The organism is Rhodoferax sp. (assembly GCF_034519335.1).
In the GTDB taxonomy this organism is placed as follows: Bacteria; Pseudomonadota; Gammaproteobacteria; order Burkholderiales; family Burkholderiaceae_C; genus Allorhodoferax.
The window spans coordinates 69,703-89,380 of sequence record NZ_JAXHOL010000019.1; the positions used below are offsets into that span (position 1 = coordinate 69,703).

Annotated in this window: 15 protein-coding genes and 1 pseudogene; 13 read left to right on the forward strand and 3 right to left on the reverse strand. The window is 63.0% G+C overall.

Annotation, left to right across the window (positions count from 1 at the left end; genetic code table 11):
• Positions 1-13 precede the first annotated feature (13 nt).
• The 7 genes from flgL to U5O12_RS08140 all read left to right on the forward strand — a co-directional run bounded on the left by flgL (position 14) and on the right by U5O12_RS08140 (position 12,002).
• Positions 14-1,264: a flagellar hook-associated protein FlgL gene (gene flgL / locus U5O12_RS08110; RefSeq protein WP_322578142.1), complete on the forward strand. Its 1,251-nt coding sequence runs from the start codon at positions 14-16 to the stop codon at positions 1,262-1,264.
• Positions 1,265-1,267: 3 nt separating this feature from the next.
• Entirely contained in the window at positions 1,268-2,488 is a 1,221-nt protein-coding gene (locus U5O12_RS08115) for an HDOD domain-containing protein (RefSeq protein WP_322578143.1), read from the forward strand.
• A 276-nt stretch (positions 2,489-2,764) separates the two neighbouring features.
• Positions 2,765-4,510: a ShlB/FhaC/HecB family hemolysin secretion/activation protein gene (locus tag U5O12_RS08120; protein WP_322578144.1), complete on the forward strand. Its 1,746-nt coding sequence runs from the start codon at positions 2,765-2,767 to the stop codon at positions 4,508-4,510.
• Between the two features lie 17 nt (positions 4,511-4,527).
• Entirely contained in the window at positions 4,528-5,070 is a 543-nt protein-coding gene (locus U5O12_RS08125; RefSeq protein WP_322578145.1) for a toxin-activating lysine-acyltransferase, read from the forward strand.
• A 30-nt stretch (positions 5,071-5,100) separates the two neighbouring features.
• A complete protein-coding gene (locus tag U5O12_RS08130) occupies positions 5,101-5,733 on the forward strand; it encodes an outer membrane protein (protein WP_322578146.1) in 633 nt (210 codons plus the stop codon).
• 60 nt (positions 5,734-5,793) lie between these two features.
• A complete protein-coding gene (locus U5O12_RS08135) occupies positions 5,794-11,637 on the forward strand; it encodes a DUF637 domain-containing protein (RefSeq protein ID WP_322578147.1) in 5,844 nt (1,947 codons plus the stop codon).
• Complete coding sequence (locus tag U5O12_RS08140; RefSeq protein ID WP_322578148.1) at positions 11,634-12,002, forward strand: hypothetical protein; 369 nt, start codon at positions 11,634-11,636, stop codon at positions 12,000-12,002. The genes U5O12_RS08135 and U5O12_RS08140 overlap by 4 nt, the downstream gene beginning before the upstream one ends.
• A gap of 718 nt (positions 12,003-12,720) precedes the next feature.
• On the opposite strand, the gene U5O12_RS08145 is transcribed toward U5O12_RS08140, so the two are convergent.
• From U5O12_RS08145 to U5O12_RS08155, 3 genes are read right to left on the reverse strand one after another with little or no spacing between them, the layout of a single operon-like run.
• The gene (locus tag U5O12_RS08145) at positions 12,721-13,026 is read right to left on the reverse strand and encodes an NIPSNAP family protein (RefSeq protein WP_322577476.1); all 306 of its coding nucleotides are present in this window, start codon (positions 13,024-13,026) and stop codon (positions 12,721-12,723) included.
• Positions 13,027-13,048: 22 nt separating this feature from the next.
• Positions 13,049-13,408, reverse strand: a complete 360-nt coding sequence (locus U5O12_RS08150) for a DUF4087 domain-containing protein (RefSeq protein ID WP_322578149.1) — start codon at positions 13,406-13,408, stop codon at positions 13,049-13,051.
• Entirely contained in the window at positions 13,405-14,853 is a 1,449-nt protein-coding gene (locus tag U5O12_RS08155; protein WP_322577478.1) for a PLP-dependent aminotransferase family protein, read from the reverse strand. The genes U5O12_RS08150 and U5O12_RS08155 overlap by 4 nt, the downstream gene beginning before the upstream one ends.
• A gap of 99 nt (positions 14,854-14,952) precedes the next feature.
• Here U5O12_RS08155 and U5O12_RS08160 point away from each other — a divergent pair, with 99 nt between their 5' ends.
• From U5O12_RS08160 to U5O12_RS08185, 6 genes and pseudogenes are all read left to right on the forward strand, one after another.
• Entirely contained in the window at positions 14,953-15,588 is a 636-nt protein-coding gene (locus U5O12_RS08160) for a LysE family translocator (protein ID WP_322578150.1), read from the forward strand.
• Positions 15,585-16,508, forward strand: a complete 924-nt coding sequence (locus U5O12_RS08165) for a DMT family transporter (protein WP_322577480.1) — start codon at positions 15,585-15,587, stop codon at positions 16,506-16,508. The genes U5O12_RS08160 and U5O12_RS08165 overlap by 4 nt, the downstream gene beginning before the upstream one ends.
• Positions 16,505-17,107, forward strand: a complete 603-nt coding sequence (locus tag U5O12_RS08170; protein WP_322578151.1) for a LysE family translocator — start codon at positions 16,505-16,507, stop codon at positions 17,105-17,107. Before U5O12_RS08165 ends, U5O12_RS08170 begins: the two co-directional genes overlap by 4 nt.
• 26 nt (positions 17,108-17,133) lie before the next feature.
• Positions 17,134-18,369, forward strand: a complete 1,236-nt coding sequence (locus tag U5O12_RS08175; RefSeq protein ID WP_322578152.1) for a PLP-dependent aminotransferase family protein — start codon at positions 17,134-17,136, stop codon at positions 18,367-18,369.
• A 2-nt stretch (positions 18,370-18,371) separates the two neighbouring features.
• The gene (locus U5O12_RS08180; protein WP_322578153.1) at positions 18,372-18,995 is read left to right on the forward strand and encodes a glutathione S-transferase family protein; all 624 of its coding nucleotides are present in this window, start codon (positions 18,372-18,374) and stop codon (positions 18,993-18,995) included.
• Positions 18,996-19,027: 32 nt separating this feature from the next.
• A pseudogene (locus tag U5O12_RS08185) lies at positions 19,028-19,627 on the forward strand (PhzF family phenazine biosynthesis protein); the annotation flags it as partial.
• Positions 19,628-19,678: the final 51 nt, after the last annotated feature.

The following is a 19,678-nucleotide window of genomic DNA, read 5'->3' on the forward strand; positions in this document are numbered from 1 at the left end:
GAGGACGACCACCATGGCCACTTCATTCTCTCGCCTGGGCACGGCCAACACCTACGACCTGGCCATGCGCAACCTCACCGCGCGCCAGACCAAGCTGGCCGACCTGCAGGAAAACCTCACGTCGGGCAAACGTGTGGTGCGCCCCAGCGACGACCCTACCGGCGCCGCCCAGGCCGAGCGTTCGCTCACCCGCCTGGCCCGCATTGCCACCGACCAGCGTGCGCTGGAAGCGCAAAAGAACTCCATCGCCTCGGCCGAAAGCACGCTGGGCGACATCACCAGCGCGCTACAACGCTTCCGCGAACTGACCGTGAGCGCTGGCAACGGCAACAACACCGCCGCCGAGCGCCGCACCATTGCGGTGGAACTGCAAGGCCTGCGCGAGCAGGTGCTCACCATGGCCAACCGCAAAGACAACAACGGTCTGCCGCTGTTTGCCGCCTTGGGCAGTGGCCAGGTGCCCTTTGCCGGCCCCAACTCGCCGCCTGCCGACTACAGCTTTCTGGGCCTGCCTGGCCAAGCCGCTGCCAGTGAAAACGCCATCCCCGGCACGCTCGATGGCGAGAGCGCCTTCATGCTGCAAGGCCGCCGCGACGGCGCGTACAACGTCACCCTGTCGCAGATCCCTACCGACCGCACGCTGCAAACCAGCGCTGTCACAGTGGTCGACCCCACTCTGGTCAACGGCTCCAGCTACTCCATCACCATCGATGCGGTGTCTACGGTGGCCGGCACCACCACCGTGACCTACAGCGTGGCTGAAGGCCCGCCCGTGGCCGGCCCCACCCAGTCGGGCCTCACCGCGTCCTTCCCGTCCAACCTGCCGCCCAGCTTCACCATCACGGCCATGCCCGGCTTGTCGATGACCGTGAATGGCCTGCCCGTGGCCGGGGACACCATCACCGTGGACACCAGCCCCAGCATCTTCAGCGTCATGGACGACGCCATCCGCGACATTGGCACCGCCGTCAACGCCAACGCTGCCTCGCAAGCCGTGGCCCAGGCGCTGGGCAACCTGGACATTGGCATGGAGCGGGTATCGGCCGTGCGTGGCCAGGCCGGTGACCTGCTCAACCGGGCCGACCGCATCACCTCCACGCAAGAGTCGCGCAGTATCCAGCTGGAGGCCGACCGCTCCCGCGCGGAAGACCTGGACATGATCAAAGGCATTGCCGACTTCCAGAACCAGCAAACCGGCTATTCGGCCGCGCTGCAGTCGTATGCCCAGGTGCAAAAGCTGTCGCTGTTCAACTTCATCGGATAAACCATGAGCAACTCCGTGCTGGGCAGCGTGACCATGGGCTACCAGCCCGTGTGGAACGCATGGCGCCAACGCTGCGCCACACGCCTGGTGGTAGAGCCCAACCTCAGCAGCGCGGTGGACGCGCAGCACCTGCTGCACACCCTGCACGAACTCTGGCCCGCCGGGCTGGACGCCCAAATTCTGGTGGTGCGCACCCCCGCCCTGCTCAGCGACCTGCTGGACCATGCGCCGGCCCACGGCCTGTGGCTGGAAATTCCGGATGCCTGGCTGGGCGACGCCCTGCTGGCAGGCCGCATGCGCAAAGCGCAGCAACGCGGCGTGCGCCTGCTCTGGCGCGGCGAGGCCGGCCAACCACCCGCGGGCGAACTGCAAAACCTGTTTCACAAAACCCTGCGCAGCATCACCCCGCATGAAGCGTTAGCCGCCCTGCGCGCTGCGCTGCAGCGCACCCATGACGGCGGCAACACCCATGGCAACTGGGCATCTCCCATCTTGCCCGGCGAACTGTACGAAGGCCTGGCCAGCCAGGCCCTGGTGGAACACGCCCTGGACCAACAAGCCGCCTGGGGCGTTGCCGGCTGGCCCACCGAGGAAATGCTCTACGGCTACCGCTACAAACAAATCCAGCCCGCACGCCAGCTGCTGCTGGACCTGGTGCACGCCATCGACGCCGACGAATCGCTGGAGGCACTGGAGCACCGCCTGGGCGACGAGCCGCTGCTGACCTACCGCTTCCTGCGCTACGCCAATTCCGCCGCGCTGTCCTTGCGCACCGAGATCGGCAGCGTACGCCAAGGCCTCATGACGCTCGGCTACAGCCGCCTGCGCGCCTGGCTCATGGAGCAAATGCCCCACGCCAACGCAGACGCCAACCTGCAGCCCATCCGCTCCGCCATCGTGCTGCGCGCGCGTATCATGGAGCGGCTGGCCGACGCTGGCATTGAAGACGACCTGCGCCGTGAAGTGTTTTTGTGCGGCATCTTTTCGCAGGTGGACCTGCTGCTGGGCGAAAACCTGGGCGCCGCCCTGCACCGCCTGCCCCTGCCCGGCCGGGTGGCCTCTGCCATACTGGGCCAAACCGGCCCCTACGCCCCCTGGCTGGAGACCGCCAGCGCCCTGGAGAGCGGCAACACCAAAGTCATCCGCGATGTCTGCCGCGCCCACGGCCTGGAGGCCGATGAAGTCAACCGCGCCTTGCTGCGCTCTCTGGCTGCACAGGCCTGAATTTCAAGCCTTTTAGGCCTTGCAGGCCGTGGTCATTGCGCGAGCAGCTATAAAATAGATAGCAAAAACCGTGGTTCTAGCAAGCCACCAGTAAAAATCGCGGCATTCACCGTCCGCAAAACGTTGGCAGATAACAAATTTCCGCAAAAAACAAGCTCCAAAACCCCAGATTCACCCGAATGGGGGATACCCAAACGGACTATTGCTGTTTAAAGTCCAGCGCTATTTAGAGCAATCCCCCTGTCGTTGGTGGGTGCCTTATGACAACACCCACCCATGACGGACCGTTCAATCGCTCATCGCCATTCCTACCCGCTTCGCTCCACACTTACAGGCTTCTTACTGTTTTCTGTGGTCGCGGTTGCTGGGGCTCAGGCCCTCACGAATGCCCAGCGCGATGCCGCGGAGCAGCGTCGCATCCAAGAACGCGACGCCCAACTGCGCGAACAGCAAGAAAAATCTAGCGACGTTCGTCTGAAACCTACGGCCAAGAACGAACAGATCCTTCCGGCTTCCGAGTCCCCCTGCTTTGCCATTCGCCAGCTCGAACTGCGTGGCGAGGCCGCAGGCCAATTTAGCTGGGTATTGGACAGCTTGTCCGGCCCGCAAAAAACCGATAGTCCTCTGCGCAAGTGCCTGGGTACCCAAGGCATCGGCATCTTGCTGGAGCGGGCACAGAATGCGCTGGTGGCCAAAGGTTTTGTCACAACCCGAGTGTTGACGGAACCACAAGACCTCTCCACAGGCAGTCTGGTGCTGACCGTAGTGCCGGGCCGTGTTCGAGCCGTTCGCTTTGCAGACAAAGATGGCAAGACCATGGCAGCGCCCACCTCCTTGGCGACTGCCGTGCCGGTCCAACCCGGCGACATCCTCAACCTGCGCGATGTGGAGCAGTCGCTGGAGAACTTCAAGCGCGTGCCCACGGCCGATGCAGACATCCAAATCACCCCAGCCGACCAGCCCGACCACAGTGATCTGGTCATTGCCTACCAAAGCACCACCCCGGTCCGGCTGTCCTTGGCGCTGGACGATAGCGGAGGCAAGAGCACCGGCCGCTACCAAAGCAGCGCCACGTTCTCTTGGGACAACCCGCTGGGCCTGAATGACCTGTTCTACCTGTCCCAAAACCACGACGCTGGCGGCGGAGACCCCGGCCCGCGCGGCACGCGGGGCTACACGGTGCATTACTCCATCCCCTACGGCTACTGGACGCTGGGCACCACCTTCAGCGAGAGCCGCTACCACCAGACCGTGATCGGCGCTACCCAAACCTACGTCTACAGCGGCACCAGCGGCAATACGGAGGTCAAGCTCTCACGCTTGGTCTACCGCGATGCCACCCGCAAGAGCACTGTGCACCTCAAAGCCTTTGAGCGGCACTCCAACAACTACGTGGACGATACCGAAGTGCAAATTCAGCGCCGCGTGGTGGGCGGCTGGGAGCTGGGTGTGGGCCACAAAGAGTTTCTGGGCAGCGCCACGCTGGACGCCAACCTGGCCTACAAGCGCGGCACGCGGGACTTTGCGGCCATGGATGCCCCTGAGGAATCCACCGGGCAAGGCACCGCACGCTTCAACCTGTGGGTGGCCGACGTCACATTCAATCAGCCCTTCAAGTGGCTAGCCCAGTCCTTGCGCTACCAGGCCAACCTGCGGCTGCAAGGCAATGAAACACCGCTCACCCCGCAAGACCGTTTCAGCATCGGCGGGCGCTACAGCGTGCGCGGCTTTGATGGGGAAGGCAGCCTTGCTGGCGACAACGGCTGGTTGCTGCGCCAAGAGCTGGGTTGGACGCTGGGCAGCAGCGGGCAAGAGCTGTACCTCGGCATTGATGCAGGCGGCGTGAACGGCCAGAGCACCGAACAGCTGGCAGGCAAAGCCCTGAGCGGCGGCGTGGTGGGCCTGCGGGGCAACTACCGCAAGCTGCAGTACGACATCTTTGTAGGCGCCCCGCTGTACCAGCCCTCGGGCTTCAAGACCGCAGAGACCACCGCCGGGTTCAGCATGAATCTGGCGTTTTAACTTTCTGGATGAGCCACATGTCACCACTCACCTACAAGGTCATATCCCCCGCCTGCAACCATCCTGCGGCAAGTGATGCGGAGTCATTTGGCTTGGCAACTTGGTTGTGGATGCATGCGCCCAAGCACAACATCCGGCCACTGTATACGTTAGACCAAGCGCTAATGCCCGCCATCGAATTGGGGCAGTACGTCATCGTGATTGAGACGAATCATGAGACCGGAGCTGTCAGGCCGGTCGGCTACCTTTCTTGGGCCAATCTCACCCCAGAGGCGGAGGCTCGATATGTTCAGAACCCGATCCTGGGACTTGGTCGCGGCGATTGGAACAGTGGCGAGCGCATGTGGCTGGTCGATTTCGTTGCTCCTTTTGGCCATGCGGCGAGGGTACACGCAACTTGGCGCCCCCTGCTGGCGACCTCCAGCGCTCGTTTTATGTACCACCGTAGCCATGAGCGCGGTGTAGAGATTCGGCTGTGCATCGGCATTCGTGCCCAACCCCATGAAGCGCGCCAATGGTGGGCAGAGCGCCCTATTTTGGCCGCACAAACCGTTCAATAGATTCACCTCAACCAACTGAAAGGAACCCATATGAAATCCACCACTCTCGCTTTGACTGCTGCTGCCTTGCTGGCCACTACAGGCGCTACCTTCGCACAGAATGCGCAGCAAAACTTCGTAGGCCCAGCCATCGGCTTGACCGTCTCCGCCATCCAAAACAAAGTGGACTACGAGAGCACCATTGCATCTATCAACGGCCAGTCCACGCAAACCAACGACTCCGAGGCCTCGCTCATTGCGTCCTACGGATTCGCCATGACGCCTGACTGGGTCGGCACGATCGGGCTGTCCTACAGCCTGAAGTCCACTGATGCTGGCTCCGTGAGCTACACCGCTGGTACCGCGCAATCGTTCTCTGGCAAGTTCAAAGACCACTTGGCTATTTCTTTCGCCCCAGGCTACCGCGTCGGCCCCAATGCATTGGTTTACGGCAAGCTGGCCTATCACCAACTCAAGTCGGAGTTCACCGACACACTGTCTGCGGGTGGCTCCAATACGCACACCGGTACCGGTATTGGCTTCGGTGTTGCCTTTGCCCTGGACTCTCATCTGGAGCTGCGTACGGAGTACGAGACTGTCACCTATTCGGCTGAGAAGACCCAGCTCACCACTGGCAAGCCTAAAACCAGTGGCCTGACAGTGGGCCTGCTCTACAAGTTCTAAGCGCAGCCCGTTGCCCCTGACCGTCCTCAATCCCCGCCACCATTCTTTGCCTCGTTTGTTATGAACCAGAACCTATTCCGTCTCGTTTTTAATGCAGCCCGAGGCCAAGTCATGGCGGTGAGTGAGGTCGCCATTGGCAAGGGTAAAGCGGCCAGTGGCGAACGCAGGGGGCGCAATGTGACCCTGGCCTTGTTCGCCTTTGCTCTGTCGCCCTTGGCCTGGCCCCAAATCGTGGTCGACCCGAATGCTGCGGGCAACACTAAGCCCCAACTTTTTCAAACCGCCAATGGCGTTACCCAGGTCAACATCCAGGCCCCTAGCGCGGCCGGGGTGAGCCGCAACGTCTACACCCAGTTTGATGTGGGCGCCGCTGGCATCATCTTGAACAACGCCACCGCCAACGTGCAAACCCAGCTGGGTGGCTGGGTGCAAAACAACGGCAACTTGGCCGCAGGCTCTGCCCGCGTCATCCTCAACGAAGTCAACTCCAACAACCCCAGCCAACTGCGCGGCTATGTGGAAGTGGCAGGCCAGCGCGCCGAGGTCATCATCGCCAACCCGGCAGGCATTGCGGTGAATGGTGGCGGCTTCATCAACGCCAGCGGCGTCACCCTCACCACCGGCACAACTGTTCTCAATGGAGGCAACCTGGAAGGCTACCGCGTGCAGCGCGGTACCGTCACGGTGGAGGGTACTGGGTTAGACACCAATGCAGCCGACTACACCAACATCATCGCCCGCGCCGTGCAAGTCAACGCCGGCATCTGGGCCAAAGACCTCAAAGTCACCACCGGCGCCAACGACGTGAACGCCGCCAACACCAGCGCCACAGCCATTGCAGGCACAGGCACCGCACCCACCGTGGCCCTGGACGTCGCCGCATTGGGTGGCATGTACGCTGGCAAGATCACCCTCATCGGCACCGAGACCGGCGTAGGCGTCAACAACAGGGGGAGCATCGTGGCTCGGGGTGGCGATCTGGTGCTCCAGGTGGATGGCACGCTCACCAACCGCGGCCTGATGGACGCAGGCAACACGGGTAGTACGGCGCAGTCACGCATCACCGCCACCACCATCGACAACGTAGGCACAGGCGCCATCTTTGGTGACAAAGTGGCTATCAGCGCCACCACACTCAACAACCAGGCTGAAGATATCAACGGCACCGTCAAGGGCGCCACCATTGGTGCACGCACCAGCCTGAACCTGGGGGTACAGACCCTCAACAACTCCGATATGGGCCTGGACACCCCTGGCAACCCATCGACCAACACCACCGCCACCCCCAGCGTCAACATCCTGAGCCTGGGTGACATCAATATCGGTGGCAGCATTGATGCTGCAGGCCAAGCCCAGGGCACAGCCGCCACCATCAACAACACCTCCGCCACCATCCAAGCGGGTGGCAACATCAGCATCAACGCCACGGCGGTCAACAACACCGACGCCCACTTTGCGCACGTGGACGACACCACCACCACCGCCGTCTCCGAAACCATTGGGTCCGCCGCAGCAGGCTACTACGTCAACGTGACCCAGAGGACGGTCAGCGGCCCAGTGGTAACCGCCGCATTGCCCGGCACCATCTCTGCGGCGGGCAACCTCACCATCCAGGCCAACACCATCGACAACGCCAACAGCCGCATGCTGGCTGGTGGTACTGTCACCCTGCCGGTGGCAGTCAGCATCAACAATGCAGGCGTTACCGCCACCAAAACCACCACCACCACGGGCACCGCGTATTGCCTGAGCCAAGACCGAAGCTGTCAATTCCTGTACAAGGGCAGTTGCCTGGCCTGGGGCCCTTGGTACGACGTTTGGACCCCATCCGGCTACTCCAGCCCGGTCAATGAGACTGTGACTGCCGGTGCTGGCACCACCCAAAGCAACGCCAGCGCCACGGCCCCCAGCACCCCAGGTGCCAGCGTCGCCAACAGCAGCCTCTTCCAGATCAGCACCAATCCATCAGCCAACTACGTGGTGGCCACCAACCCTGCCTTCACCAATTACAAAACTTGGCTGGGCAGCGACTACATCACCAGCCGCATCAACCTGGACCCCAGCGTCACCCAAAAGCGCCTGGGCGATGGCTTCTACGAGCAGCGCCTCATCAACGAACAGGTGGCCCAGCTCACCGGACGCCGCTTCCTGGGCAACTTCACCAGCGACGACCAGCAATTCCGCGCACTGATGGATGCTGGCGTCACCTTTGCCACCGCATTCAACCTGCGCCCCGGCATTGCCCTGACGGCGGAACAGATTGCGCGCCTCACCAGCGACATCGTCTGGCTGCAACAAGAAACGGTGACCCTGCCCGACGGCACCCAGACGGTGGCCCTGGTACCCCAGATCTATCTGAAGCCCCGCAGTGGCGACCTTTCCCCCAGCGGCGGCCTCATCAGCGGCGCCAGCGTCAACATCAACACCGCAGACCTCAGCAACAGCGGCACCATCCTGGGCCGCAAGCTGGTGCAGATCAACGCCGACACTATCAACAATCTGGGTGGCGTGATCGGGGGCGATGCCGTAGCCCTGAACGCAACGCAAGACATCAACAACACGGGCGGCACCGTCACCGCAGAGGACCAGCTCACCCTGCAAGCCGGACGTGACATCAACAACACCTCCACCACTGCCACCGCCAGCACCGGCGACAGTCGCAACGGCATCACCAACACCGTCGTTGACCGGGTGGCTGGCTTCTACGTCACCGGCGACAACGGTGTGCTGCTGGCCAGTGCCGGGCGTGACATCAACCTGATTGCCAGCGAGATCAAGAACAGCGGTGCCCATAGCGACCGGGGTGGCCAAACCGTGCTGATGGCGCAAAACGACATCAACCTCACCACCCTGCAAACCCGCCAGGTCAACAACCTGGAGCGAGACAGCGGCAACTTCCGCCGCGCGACCAGCACCGCAGAGGCTGGAAGCACCCTAGACACCCAAGGCAGCCTGCGCCTGGAGGCCGGCAACGACGTGAACGCCCGCGCAGCCACCATCACCGCCGGCAAAACCCTGGACGTGACGGCCGCCAACAACATCATCCTGCAAGCAGGTCAGGCCACCACCAATGTGGACCAAATGGCCAGCGCCTCGGGCAAAGACCTGTTCTTTAGCAGCAGTATCCAGAAGCGCCGCCAAGAGCAAAGTGCCACCGCACAGGTCAGCAGCCTGAGTGGCCAGAGCACCAACCTGGTGGCCCAGAACAACCTGGTGAGCATAGGCGCCAAGCTGGAGGCCACTGGTGTAGAAAACAGCACAGGAACCAACACAGGCACAGGCACCCTGCGCGTAGAGGGCAAGAACAACACCCTGCTGTACGAAGTGCAAGACTTCAAGCAAGTCACCACCACCACCCAGACCAAAACTGGCTGGGGCGTGATGTTTGACCCGCTCGGAATTGATGTACCGCTGGAAGACAAAACCGTCACCGACGCCCGTGCCACCAGCACCGCCATCGGCACCAAACTGGTCTCCACGCAAAAGATTGAGATCGGCGTGGGCGAGAAGACCGAGCTGCGCGGCACCGAGGTAGAAGCCCCCCAGATCGCCTTCATCAAAACAGACCCCAGCAAGGCCGGAGAGCTGATTCTGGGTGGCAGCACCAATACCACCCAAACCAGCCATACCGAGAAAACAGAAACCGCAGGCGTCTACCAGGAGATGAAGGGCAATGGCAGCACGGTGGAGACGCTGAACCAGACGATCCTCAAGGGCAATGTAGCGTTTGACAGTGCACTGAAGATCACGGTGCAGATACCGGATACCAAGGGAGGGCAAGCACTCAAGAGCCAGATCAATGCGCTGGTGAGCCAGGGCAACGGGGTGGGGTTGGATTACCTGAACGCCTTGGCCAACAACCCCAATGTCAATTGGGAGAAAGTAGCCCTTGCGCATGAGAACTGGAGCTATGACCAAGGCGGCTTGACCGGGGCCGGTGCGGCGCTGCTGACCATTGTGGTGACTTACTTCACCGCGGGTATGGGAACCACGGCGGTGGGTGGCGTAGCGGCTACGGCCGGCAGTGCTGCCACGGTGATGGGCAGCACCGCCCTGGCTACGGCTGTGAACGCAGGCTTCTCTGCCCTAGCCAGTCAAGCTGCTGTGGCCATGGTGAACAACAAGGGTGACATTGGCAAGACCCTAGACCAACTGGGCAAGGAAGAAAGCATCAAAGGGCTGCTGCTGACTATGGTGACAGCTGGCGCGCTGGACAAGCTCAACAGCACCATGGGCTGGCAAGACATCAGCCCAAAGACAGCGGACTTTGCGAGCAACTTTGGCAAGAACATTGCCAACAACTTCGCCAGCGCCAGCATCAACAGTGCGCTGACTGGCTCTAGCTTGGAAGACGGCTTGCAGTCTGCCTTGCTCAACGCCGTGGTGAGCACCAGCATGGCATTTGGTGCCAAAGCTATCGGTGCAATGACGCTACCGGATGCGAATGGAAACGCCACGCTCAACCCAGCTGGGCAAGCCTTGGCCCATGCGCTGCTGGGCTGCGTTTCAGGCGCTGCGACAGCGGGTAATGGCAGTGGTTGCACGCCGGGGGCTGCGGGTGCCCTGGTGGGAGAGTTGGCAGCGCAGTGGTACGACCCCACGGGCGACAAGACCGATGCCGAGGTGCTGGACTTTGTGAAGGTGGTCAGCGCCACAGCAGGCGCACTCACTGGTGATGGCAGTGCCCAGAGCGTGAACATTGCTTCTGCAACTGGCGTCAACGCGGTGCAAAACAACTTCTTGGAAACACGGGATATCAAGAACGCTGTTGACAAGCTCAAGGCCTGCACAGTGGGTTGCGATGCGTTGCTCAGGGTTCTTGTAGGTCAAGGCGCGCAGCGCAATGTGGGAGGGGTACAAAGCACCTGCAAGGCCAACCCAGAAGCTTGTACCACCCAGGTACAAGGTATGGCAGCTGCCCTCAAAGAACTGCAAAACCCAGAAGTGCGTGCGGCGCTAGGTGGCGCCACCACAGACCGGCTTATTCAGCGCCAAGTGAGTGACCTGGGCAGAGCCGTGGAGAGCCTGCAATGGGGTGCAGAGCATCTGAAAAGCAGCCAGTTGGTTGTGAAAGCCGCTCTAGCTGTAGGAGCCACAGCGGTAGGGGCGGGTGTGCTGCTCAATGTAGGCCGAGCCGTGGCGGCGGCGTGTGGAAGTAGCGGCGGTGCCGCAGCCTGCTCGGGGCTGCTGACCGACCTCAGCATTAGTGCAGCGGAGGCCGCATCCGGTGTGCCTACGTTGGGACTGAGTGCGCCGACTGCCGCAATTGCTGCGGCTCGCCTCAAAGCCGTGGTTGCCCAAACCACCGATCCTGCAGTAATCGCGAAGGAGCTGCAGGTGGTGCTAGCGGAGGCGAAGGTTGAGCAGGCTACGGCTAGTCAGGCTGGTAAAGTGGGGGCAAATGGGGGAGGCTCCACTGTCGTTGGTAACCTAGAGCCAGGCAATCCGTTGAGCACGAGCATCCCGCGCGCTGGAGATCGGATTGTCATTAATCAAGGCCAATTGCCGACTTGCGGACCCACATCGTGCGGAATGGTTTTGAACTCAGCAGGAATTGAAGTTGATCTTGGCACTGTGATTTCCCAGTCGGGAGTTACTAGCACAGGAACCACGATGCCCCGGCTTGTGAGGGTGTTAAACGATAACGGCCTACCCGCTCAGCGCGTTTTGGGCGCTACCGTTGAAGACATTGCAGCAGCAACGGCAAATGGCGATCCGGCAATCGTCAGGATGACTTTAGACCGTGGCGGGCATGCAGTTGTTGTCGACGGCGTAACAGTGAGAAATGGACAGCAAGTGGTTGCAATTCGTGACCCAGCCGGAGGGCGGCAATACTTCACGCCGATTGAAGAATTCAGGGCCAGTTTCTCTGGCGAAGCTGCAGTTACAAAGAGGTCAAAATGAACGCGAATTATTCTTTCAGATCGTTGCTTGAACAAGGTGAAAAGTTGATCGGAGCAAATGTTTCTATTGATGCGGTACTGGTCATTCAAGGCGCCGAAGCCTATTTGGTTGAGTCGGTGGAGATGCCGGAAAGTTTGCAAAGAATTCCTGTCCATTGCCCTGGCCTGGAATTGCAGCTGGATTTGAGTGTCGGTGGTTGGATGGGGGGAGCGTATTCGTATCTTGATCCTGTCAAGGTAGACGGGAAACTGGAAGCTGGGACGGTAAGAAGAAATAGGCTTGTACTCTCCGATGTCACAGAACTCACGTTGACTCGTGACGATGAGTCCATTCGTGTGCAGTTAAGCAAAGAGGCTCGTGACTGAGCATTGCAAAGCAGTTGACAGATTCAAATCCAGGCGCGTCCCGCGCAGAGCATCGATTGCAGTCCAGTCCGGGCATCGAGCCCGGCCCGCCCTGGCAGGTTTGCAGGGTAAATCGCTTCGCGCTTTAACATAACAGCTTGTTTGGCGAAGTAGCCGCAGTCACTGCGCCCTTGCGGGTTTACCAAACCCCCGTTATGTCTTGCGCCCCTTGCCCTGCGCGTGGGGCCAGTGGCGAACTGCGTGTAGTCACACGCCCCCCCGCCCGACATCCCTAGCCAGCGCGGTCACGGCTGGTGCCGTCACCGCAGAGTGGTTTTAGCCAGGCGCGTGCCGCGCAGCATCACGTGTGGCTCTCCCCGCCCACCCTGTGGGCCTGGCGCTTACAGCGCACAGGCCGCGCCGGTGGGTGGCCCGTCCGCCCCCAGGGGCTCCCTCCACCCCGGCGCTGCGCGGCTGCTGGCTGGCGCTGTGCCTGTGGCTACTGCCGCACAACTGAAACGCTATTATTTTAGTAGCTGCTTGCGCACATTCCAAGAGGGCTAGCGGCCTATTTTGCATGTAAGCACCTAGCGCAAAGCCCTGGCAAGGCCCGTCCTTGGTGCCCCATCCCTCTTTGGGGGCGAGGATGCAGCAGCGGTGCCAGGCAGCAAAGGCCGCTGCGCGCCGCCTGGGGGTGGTGACCTATCGGCCAGCTATCAAATAAATAGCAAATTTTGCCTCAATGAAACACCGGCCGGAAGAACGTTCGCTCATAGCTGATGATGCAGCGCGTCTCTTCGGCGTAGCGGAAGGCGGCCTGACATTCGGCATCCTGCATGGACTGCTGGCGGTAGGTCTCGTAGGCGGCCAGGCTGGGAAAGCTGAACATGGCCAGCGCAATGTTGTTGGCGCCTTCTGACGGAAGGAAGTAGCCATGGTGCTGGCCGCCAAAGCGCTCCACCAGCGGAATCCAAAGCTTGCCGTAGTGCTCGAACTCGGCGAGCTTGTAAGGGTCAATCACGTAGCGCAGGTAACAGGTCACCATCAATGTGTCTCCAATGAAAAAATCATCCGGGTGGCTTGCCCAGCGCAGCGTCGGCACGGCACTGGGCCAGGGGGCGGGCTTGCGCTCTCAGGATGCGCAGCACCTGGCGGGTCTTGGTGTTGACGGTGACGCGGGCACATGCGCAGCCATAGCCGTAGGCGCCGTTGACGCGCACTTTCTGCCGCGCGGGTATCTCGGGCCAGTCGCCCTCGGCCTGGTGGCCGCCTTGCACGGCCACTTCCCACTCACCATCTTTGTCGTGCAGCCACACGTTGCCGGGGCTGGGGTTGTCCCACCAGCCGCAGCGGGTCTGGGGGGCGGCCAAGGCCAGGTTGCTGGCACACAGCCACAGGGCAAGAGCGGTGAGGGCTAGCCGCTTCATGCACGCACCTGCTCATCGCGCAGCCGTGCAAAGGTTTTCCAGAACTGGGCTTCTTGCGTGCTGGCGAAGTTGATGCGCATGAGGCTGCTGGGCGTGCGCTGGGCGTGGAACAGGGCGCCGGGCGCGAGCAGGTAGCCCTCGTCCAGCATGCGCTGGCTCAGGGCGTCGGTGTCCACACCAGTTTCCACCCAGCCAAACAGGCCCACGGGGTCGGACGCGAAGGTGCAGCCGTGCGCCAGCGCCAACTTGACGCTGCGGGCGCGGGCGCCGTCCAGCTGGGTGCGGATGCGCTCGGCGTGGCGGCGCAGTTGGCCTTGGTCTATGCACCAGGCCAGCGCTTTTTCCAGAAGCGCGGGCGTGGTCAGCGTGGACAGCAGCTTGGTGTCCAGCAGCCGCTCGGCCAGGTCTTTGGGGGCGGCCAGGTAGCCCACGCGCCAGTTGGGCGCCAAAATTTTGGCAAAGCCCCCCACGTAAATGGTGCGCTGCAGGCCGTCCAGCGCACACAGGCGCGTGGCGTGTTCGGGCGCGAAGTGGCTGTAGGTGTCGTCCTCAACAATATGAAAGTCGTGCTGGTTGGCCAGCTGCAAGATACGGTAGGCGCTGCTTGGCGAGAGGCAAAACCCCGTGGGGTTGTGGAACACGCTCACACTCACAAACAGCTTGGGCCGGTGCTGCTGGCAGTACTGCGCCATCACCTCCAGGTCGGGCCCCTCGGCGCGGCGCGGCACCGGCAGGATGCGCATGCCCAGCGAATCGAGCCGCGCAAACTCGATCGCCCAGCCGGGCTCTTCCACCATCACGTAGTCGCCCGCGCGCAGCAGGGTGCGGCTCACCACGTCCAGCGCGTTGGTGGCACCCACGGTGGTGATGATTTGCTCGGGCGCGGCGTGTACCGACAGGCCCGCCAGCTTGGTGGACAACGCGCGGCGCAGCCCGATGTCGCCGGCCGGCTCGCCGTATTGCAACGAGAACGCGTTGAGCGCCTCCACGCTGCAGCTGCGCCGCACTGCCGTGGCCAAAAACGTGGACTGCAGCCACTCCTTGGGCAGCACGCCCATGCCGGGCTGGGGCTTGTTGCTCACGCCCTTGAACATGCCGCGGATCAGCGCCGTGGCGTTGAGCGGGGCGTAGCGCTGGGGCACGGTGAGCATCAAATTAGCCACGCCGTGCGCTCCTGATTCGATAGCTGCTTGCGCGCTACCCACGGCGGCCGAGGGCATTTCTCGCACATAAAAGCCGCGGTTCTTGCGCGCCTCCACCAGGCCCTGGGCCAGCAGCTGGTCGTAAGCCCCCACCACGGTGGACGGGCTCACGCCTTGCTGCTGCGCGCACAGGCGTACCGAGGGCAGGCGCGCACCGGGTGCCAGCAGGCGGTCGCGGATGCGCTGGGCAAACAGCGCCGCCAGTTGTTCGGCCAGGCTTTGGGCCGCGGTTTTCATGAGCATGGGGCGTCCTCTGTGCTGGCCGTGCCAGCAATACAGTTTGGTTTCTGTTCATACAAACTGTACTGCAAGTGTGCTGCTATTCCAAGTACAGTGAATCGCATGTTCACCACCTTTACCGCTGCCGAGTTCACCGCGCTGCTCTTGCTGTCCACCGCGGCCAGCTTCACGCCGGGGCCCAACACCACGCTGTCTACCGCACTGGCGGCCAACCGGGGCTTGCGCGGTGCGCTGCACTTTGTGCTGGCTGTGCCACTGGGCTGGGGCCTGTTGTTCACCCTGTGTGCCGGTGGCCTGGGTGCGCTGGTGGTGGCTCTGCCGCTGTTGCGCAGCGCCATCCAGTGGCTGGGCATTGCCTACCTGCTGTGGCTGGCGGTCAAGCTGGCCCGCGCCAGCAGCCTGGGCGAGGCGGACGCTAGCCGACTCAGCGTAACCTTCTGGCAGGGCGTGGCGCTGCAGTTTCTCAACATCAAAGCCTGGATGCTGGGCCTGACGGTGACTGCCGGCTGGCTGGCCGGGCGCGAGGACGTGCTGGCGCGCTTTGCCATCACGCTGCCGCTGATGCTGGCCTTTGGTTTCTTCAGCAACCTGCTCTACGCGGCCATTGGCTCGCTCTTGCGCGATTGGCTCAGCGGCCCGGTGGTCGCCGGTGTGGCCACGGCGCAGCGCCTGCGCTGGTTCAACCGCGGCATGGCTGCCGTGTTGGTGGCTACGGCCGCTTGGATGGGATCGCTATGAGCACTTCACACACCGCCAACCTAAAAAAGGGCCTGTGGCTGGGCCTCTTGGGCATCACCATCTTTGCCATGACGCTGCCCATGACACGGCTGGCCGTGGGCACGCCCGAGGCGCCGCTGATGTCGGGCCTGTTCATTGCCGTGGGCCGGGCTGTGGTGGCGGGCGTGCTGTCAGCGCTTTTGTTGTGGTTCAGCCGCGCACCGCTGCCGCCGCGCGACACCTGGGGCCCGATGGTGCTGGTCGCTTTGGGGGTGGTGTTTGGCTTTCCCATCTTTACCTCGCTGGCCATGCGCCATGTGGAGGCGGTGCACGCCAGTGTGATGGTGGGGGTGCTGCCGCTGGCTACTGCCGTGGTGGGCGCGTTCCTGAATCGGCAGCGACCGTCTACCGGCTTCTGGGTCTGCGCGCTGGCGGGCACGGCGCTGGTGGTGGCGTTTGCTGTCTTGCGCTCGGGCCAAAGCGGCCTCACCTTGCAAATGGCAGACGTGCTCTTGCTGCTAGCCATGGCCTGTGCGGCCGTGGGCTATGGCCATGGCGGGCGCCTGTCGCAGCGCATGCGGGCCGAGCATGTGATTTGCTGGGCGCTGGTGATTGCACTGCCGATCAACTTGCCGCTGGCCGTGTGGCAGTTTCCTGGCGTGGCGCTGCCGGCCAGCGCCTGGGTGGCGTTTGCCTATGTGTCGGTGTTCTCCATGTGGCTGGGCTTTTTTGCCTGGTACAAGGGCCTGGCCCTGGGCGGCACGGTGCGCGTAAGCCAGGTGCAGCTGCTACAGCCCTTTCTGGGCATGCTGTTCGCCGTGCCCTTGCTGGGTGAGCGGCTGGACGCGGTGACCGTGGGCTTTGGCGTGGCGGTGATTGCAACGGTCTTCATCGGCCGGCGCATGCCGGTGCAAACCCCTGTGAAAGCAGCCGCCGCATGAACACCGACCTGATGATTGCCGCGGCCCTGTTCCTCATCGTGAGCTCCGTCACACCGGGGCCCAACAACACCATGCTGATGGCCTCGGGGGTGAACTTTGGCGTGCGCCGCTCGCTGCCGCACCTGCTGGGGGTGCAGATCGGCTTTACCGTGATGCTGCTGTGCGTGGGCCTGGACCTGCATGCGGTGCTGGACCAGTTTCCCGCGCTCTACCAGCTGATGCGCTGGGGCGGCGCGGCCTACCTGTTGTGGCTGGCGTGGAAGCTGGCCACCGCCCGCCCGGCCGGCGCCGACACCGACGCTCCCGCTGCGCAGCCGCTGGGCTTTTGGGGGGCTGCTGCCTTCCAGTGGATCAATCCCAAGGCCTGGGTGATGATCGTTGCCGCCATGAGCGCCTACCTGCCGCCCGACGCTACTTTGCCCCAGGTACTGCTGCTGGCGCTGATGTCGCTGGTGCTGGGCAGCCCCTGCTCGGCCGTGTGGCTGGGCTTTGGCCAGGCCATGCGCGGCCTGCTGCAAGACCCGCTGCGCCTGCGCATTTTCAACGTCACCATGGCGCTGGCCCTGGTGGCCTCGCTCTACCCTATGCTCATGCCTTGACCCTGATTTTTTGAGAGAAGACAACCATGACAAACACGACCCACTGGACCCTGGCCGAACGTGCCGCCAAGATGAACCCTTCGGTGATCCGCGAGATCCTGAAAGTGACCGAGAAGCCCGGCATCATCAGTTTTGCCGGCGGCCTGCCCAGCAGCAAAACCTTCCCCGTGGCCGAGTTTGAAGCGGCCTGCGCCAAGGTGCTCAAAGACGACCCGGCTGGCGCCCTGCAGTACGCCGCAAGTGAAGGCTACGGCCCGCTGCGCGAACTGGTCGCCGCCCAGCTCAAGGCGCAAAGCGCCGCTGCCGGCGTGACCTGGAATGTGGACCCCGCGCAGGTGCTCATCACTACCGGCTCACAGCAAGGCCTGGACCTGGTCGCCAAAATCTTGATCGACAAAAACAGCAAGGTGCTGGTCGAGTCCCCCACCTACCTGGGTGCGGTGATGGCGTTCACCCCCATGGAGCCCAACGTGGTGAGCGTGGCGAGCGACGACGAAGGCATCGACATTGCCGACCTGGCTGCCAAGTCGGCCGACGCGCGCTTTTTGTACGTGCTGCCCAACTTCCAGAACCCCACCGGCCGCAGCATGACCGAGGCGCGCCGCGCGGCACTCAGCGCAGAAGCAGCCCGCAGCGGCCTGCCCATCATGGAAGACAACCCCTATGGCGACCTGTGGTTTGACCAGGCGCCGCCCGCGCCCCTGACCGCACGCAACCCCGAGGGCGGCATTTACCTGGGTTCGTTCTCCAAGGTGCTGGCGCCGGGCCTGCGCATGGGCTTTATCGTGGCGCCCAAGGCGGTGTACCCCAAGCTGCTGCAAGCCAAACAAGCGGCCGACCTGCACAGCCCCGGCTTCAACCAGCGCCTGATTTTTGAGGTGATGCAAAACGGCTTCCTGGACCGCCATGTGCCCACGATCCGAAGCCTCTACAAAGCCCAGCGCGACGCCATGCTGGAAGCTCTGGCCAAGCACTTCCCCGAGTCACAAGGCCCGGACTCTGCCAATGCCGACAGCACCTTCACCTGGAACACCCCCGCCGGTGGCATGTTCTTGTGGGCGCGCCTGCCTGCCGGCATGAACGCCGTGGACCTGCTGCCCCACGCGGTGGACAAGGGCGTGGCCTTTGTGCCCGGCGCGCCGTTCTACGCGGGACAGTCGGATGCCCGCGCCATGCGCCTGAGCTTTGTGACCCCCAGTGTGGAAGAGATCCACCGCGGTGTGGCCGCACTGGCCGAAGCCATCCACGCCCAAAGGAGCTAAGCATGACCGTTCATATCTGGGGGCGTTTGTCCTCCCTCAACGTACGCAAGGTCGTATGGGCCGCGCAAGAGACCGGCGTTGCCTTTACCCGCAGCGATGCGGGCATGGCCTTCGGGGTGGTCAAAACCCCCGAGTACCTGGCCATGAACCCCAATGCGTTGGTGCCTACGTTGCAAGACGGCGACTTTGTTCTGTGGGAGAGCAACGCCATCGTGCGTTATCTGTGCGCCAAGTACGGCAATGACCATCTCTACCCCCAGGACTTGGCCCTACGCTTTGACGCCGAGCGCTGGATGGACTGGCAGCAAACCACCCTGAACCGCGAGAGCGGTGCCGCCTTTGTGCAGTGGTTCCGCACACCCGCAGACAAGCGCGACGCCGCCGTCATTGCCCGCTCCACCGCCGCCACCGAGCCGGCCATGGCACAGCTCAACGACCATTTGGCCACCCGCACCTGGATGTGCGGCGAGCACTTCAGCATGGCCGACATTCCGGTGGCCTGCGATGTGCACCGCTGGTTCGCCCTGCCCCAGCCACGCCCCAGCTGGCCGCACCTGGAGCGCTGGTTTGCCGCCATCCTGGCGCGCCCGGCCACACGCGGTGTGCTTGACCTGCCTATTTCATAACCCTGCCCCGATCCGCTCCTGAAAGGCTCCTCGTGCCCCAGCTTCGCCCCTTCGCCCAAGTCGATGTGTTCACCGCCCAGCCGTATCTGGGTAACCCGCTGGCCGTCGTGCTCGACGGCAGTGGCCTGAACGATGCGCAGATGCAGGGCTTTGCACGATGGACGAACTTGAGCGAAACCACCTTTGTGCTGCCCCCCACGCCCGAGGCGGCAGCGCTGGGCGCAGACTACCGGGTGCGCATCTTCACCCCCGGCGGTGAATTGCCCTTTGCCGGCCACCCCACGCTGGGCAGCTGCCACGCCTGGCTGGAGGCCGGTGGCGCGCCCAGAGCCAAAGACCGCATCGTGCAAGAGTGCGCTAAAGGGCTGGTGCAAATCTGCCGCGATGGCAGCCGACTGGCGTTTGCAGCCCCCTCGTTCCAGCGCAAAAACCCCAGCCCCGGCTTGCTGGCGCAGGTGGCGCACGCGCTGGGCCTGACGGGCCGCTCAACAAACCATCTCGGCCCAGCACCTGAGCAATGGCACCGACTGGCTGGGTGTGCTGGTGGACGACATGCAGTCGGTGCTGCAGCTGCAGCCCGACCACCCTGCGCTCAGTAAAATTTAGGCGTCAAAGTGGGCGAAGCGGCCGTAGATACTGCGCGAGCAGTTCTGATTCGATAGCGGAGAAGCTGGAGGTGCGTG

Coding starts and splice junctions, on each gene's coding strand:
- U5O12_RS08175 (WP_322578152.1), top strand. CDS start 17,134: ATGACAAACACGACCCACTGGACCCTGGCCGAACGTGCCGCCAAGATG.
- flgL (WP_322578142.1), top strand. CDS start 14: ATGGCCACTTCATTCTCTCGCCTGGGCACGGCCAACACCTACGACCTG.
- U5O12_RS08160 (WP_322578150.1), top strand. CDS start 14,953: ATGTTCACCACCTTTACCGCTGCCGAGTTCACCGCGCTGCTCTTGCTG.
- U5O12_RS08180 (WP_322578153.1), top strand. CDS start 18,372: ATGACCGTTCATATCTGGGGGCGTTTGTCCTCCCTCAACGTACGCAAG.
- U5O12_RS08135 (WP_322578147.1), top strand. CDS start 5,794: ATGAACCAGAACCTATTCCGTCTCGTTTTTAATGCAGCCCGAGGCCAA.
- U5O12_RS08165 (WP_322577480.1), top strand. CDS start 15,585: ATGAGCACTTCACACACCGCCAACCTAAAAAAGGGCCTGTGGCTGGGC.
- U5O12_RS08120 (WP_322578144.1), top strand. CDS start 2,765: ATGACGGACCGTTCAATCGCTCATCGCCATTCCTACCCGCTTCGCTCC.
- U5O12_RS08130 (WP_322578146.1), top strand. CDS start 5,101: ATGAAATCCACCACTCTCGCTTTGACTGCTGCTGCCTTGCTGGCCACT.
- U5O12_RS08150 (WP_322578149.1), bottom strand. CDS start 13,408: ATGAAGCGGCTAGCCCTCACCGCTCTTGCCCTGTGGCTGTGTGCCAGC.
- U5O12_RS08115 (WP_322578143.1), top strand. CDS start 1,268: ATGAGCAACTCCGTGCTGGGCAGCGTGACCATGGGCTACCAGCCCGTG.
- U5O12_RS08155 (WP_322577478.1), bottom strand. CDS start 14,853: ATGCTCATGAAAACCGCGGCCCAAAGCCTGGCCGAACAACTGGCGGCG.
- U5O12_RS08125 (WP_322578145.1), top strand. CDS start 4,528: ATGTCACCACTCACCTACAAGGTCATATCCCCCGCCTGCAACCATCCT.
- U5O12_RS08170 (WP_322578151.1), top strand. CDS start 16,505: ATGAACACCGACCTGATGATTGCCGCGGCCCTGTTCCTCATCGTGAGC.
- U5O12_RS08145 (WP_322577476.1), bottom strand. CDS start 13,026: ATGGTGACCTGTTACCTGCGCTACGTGATTGACCCTTACAAGCTCGCC.
- U5O12_RS08140 (WP_322578148.1), top strand. CDS start 11,634: ATGAACGCGAATTATTCTTTCAGATCGTTGCTTGAACAAGGTGAAAAG.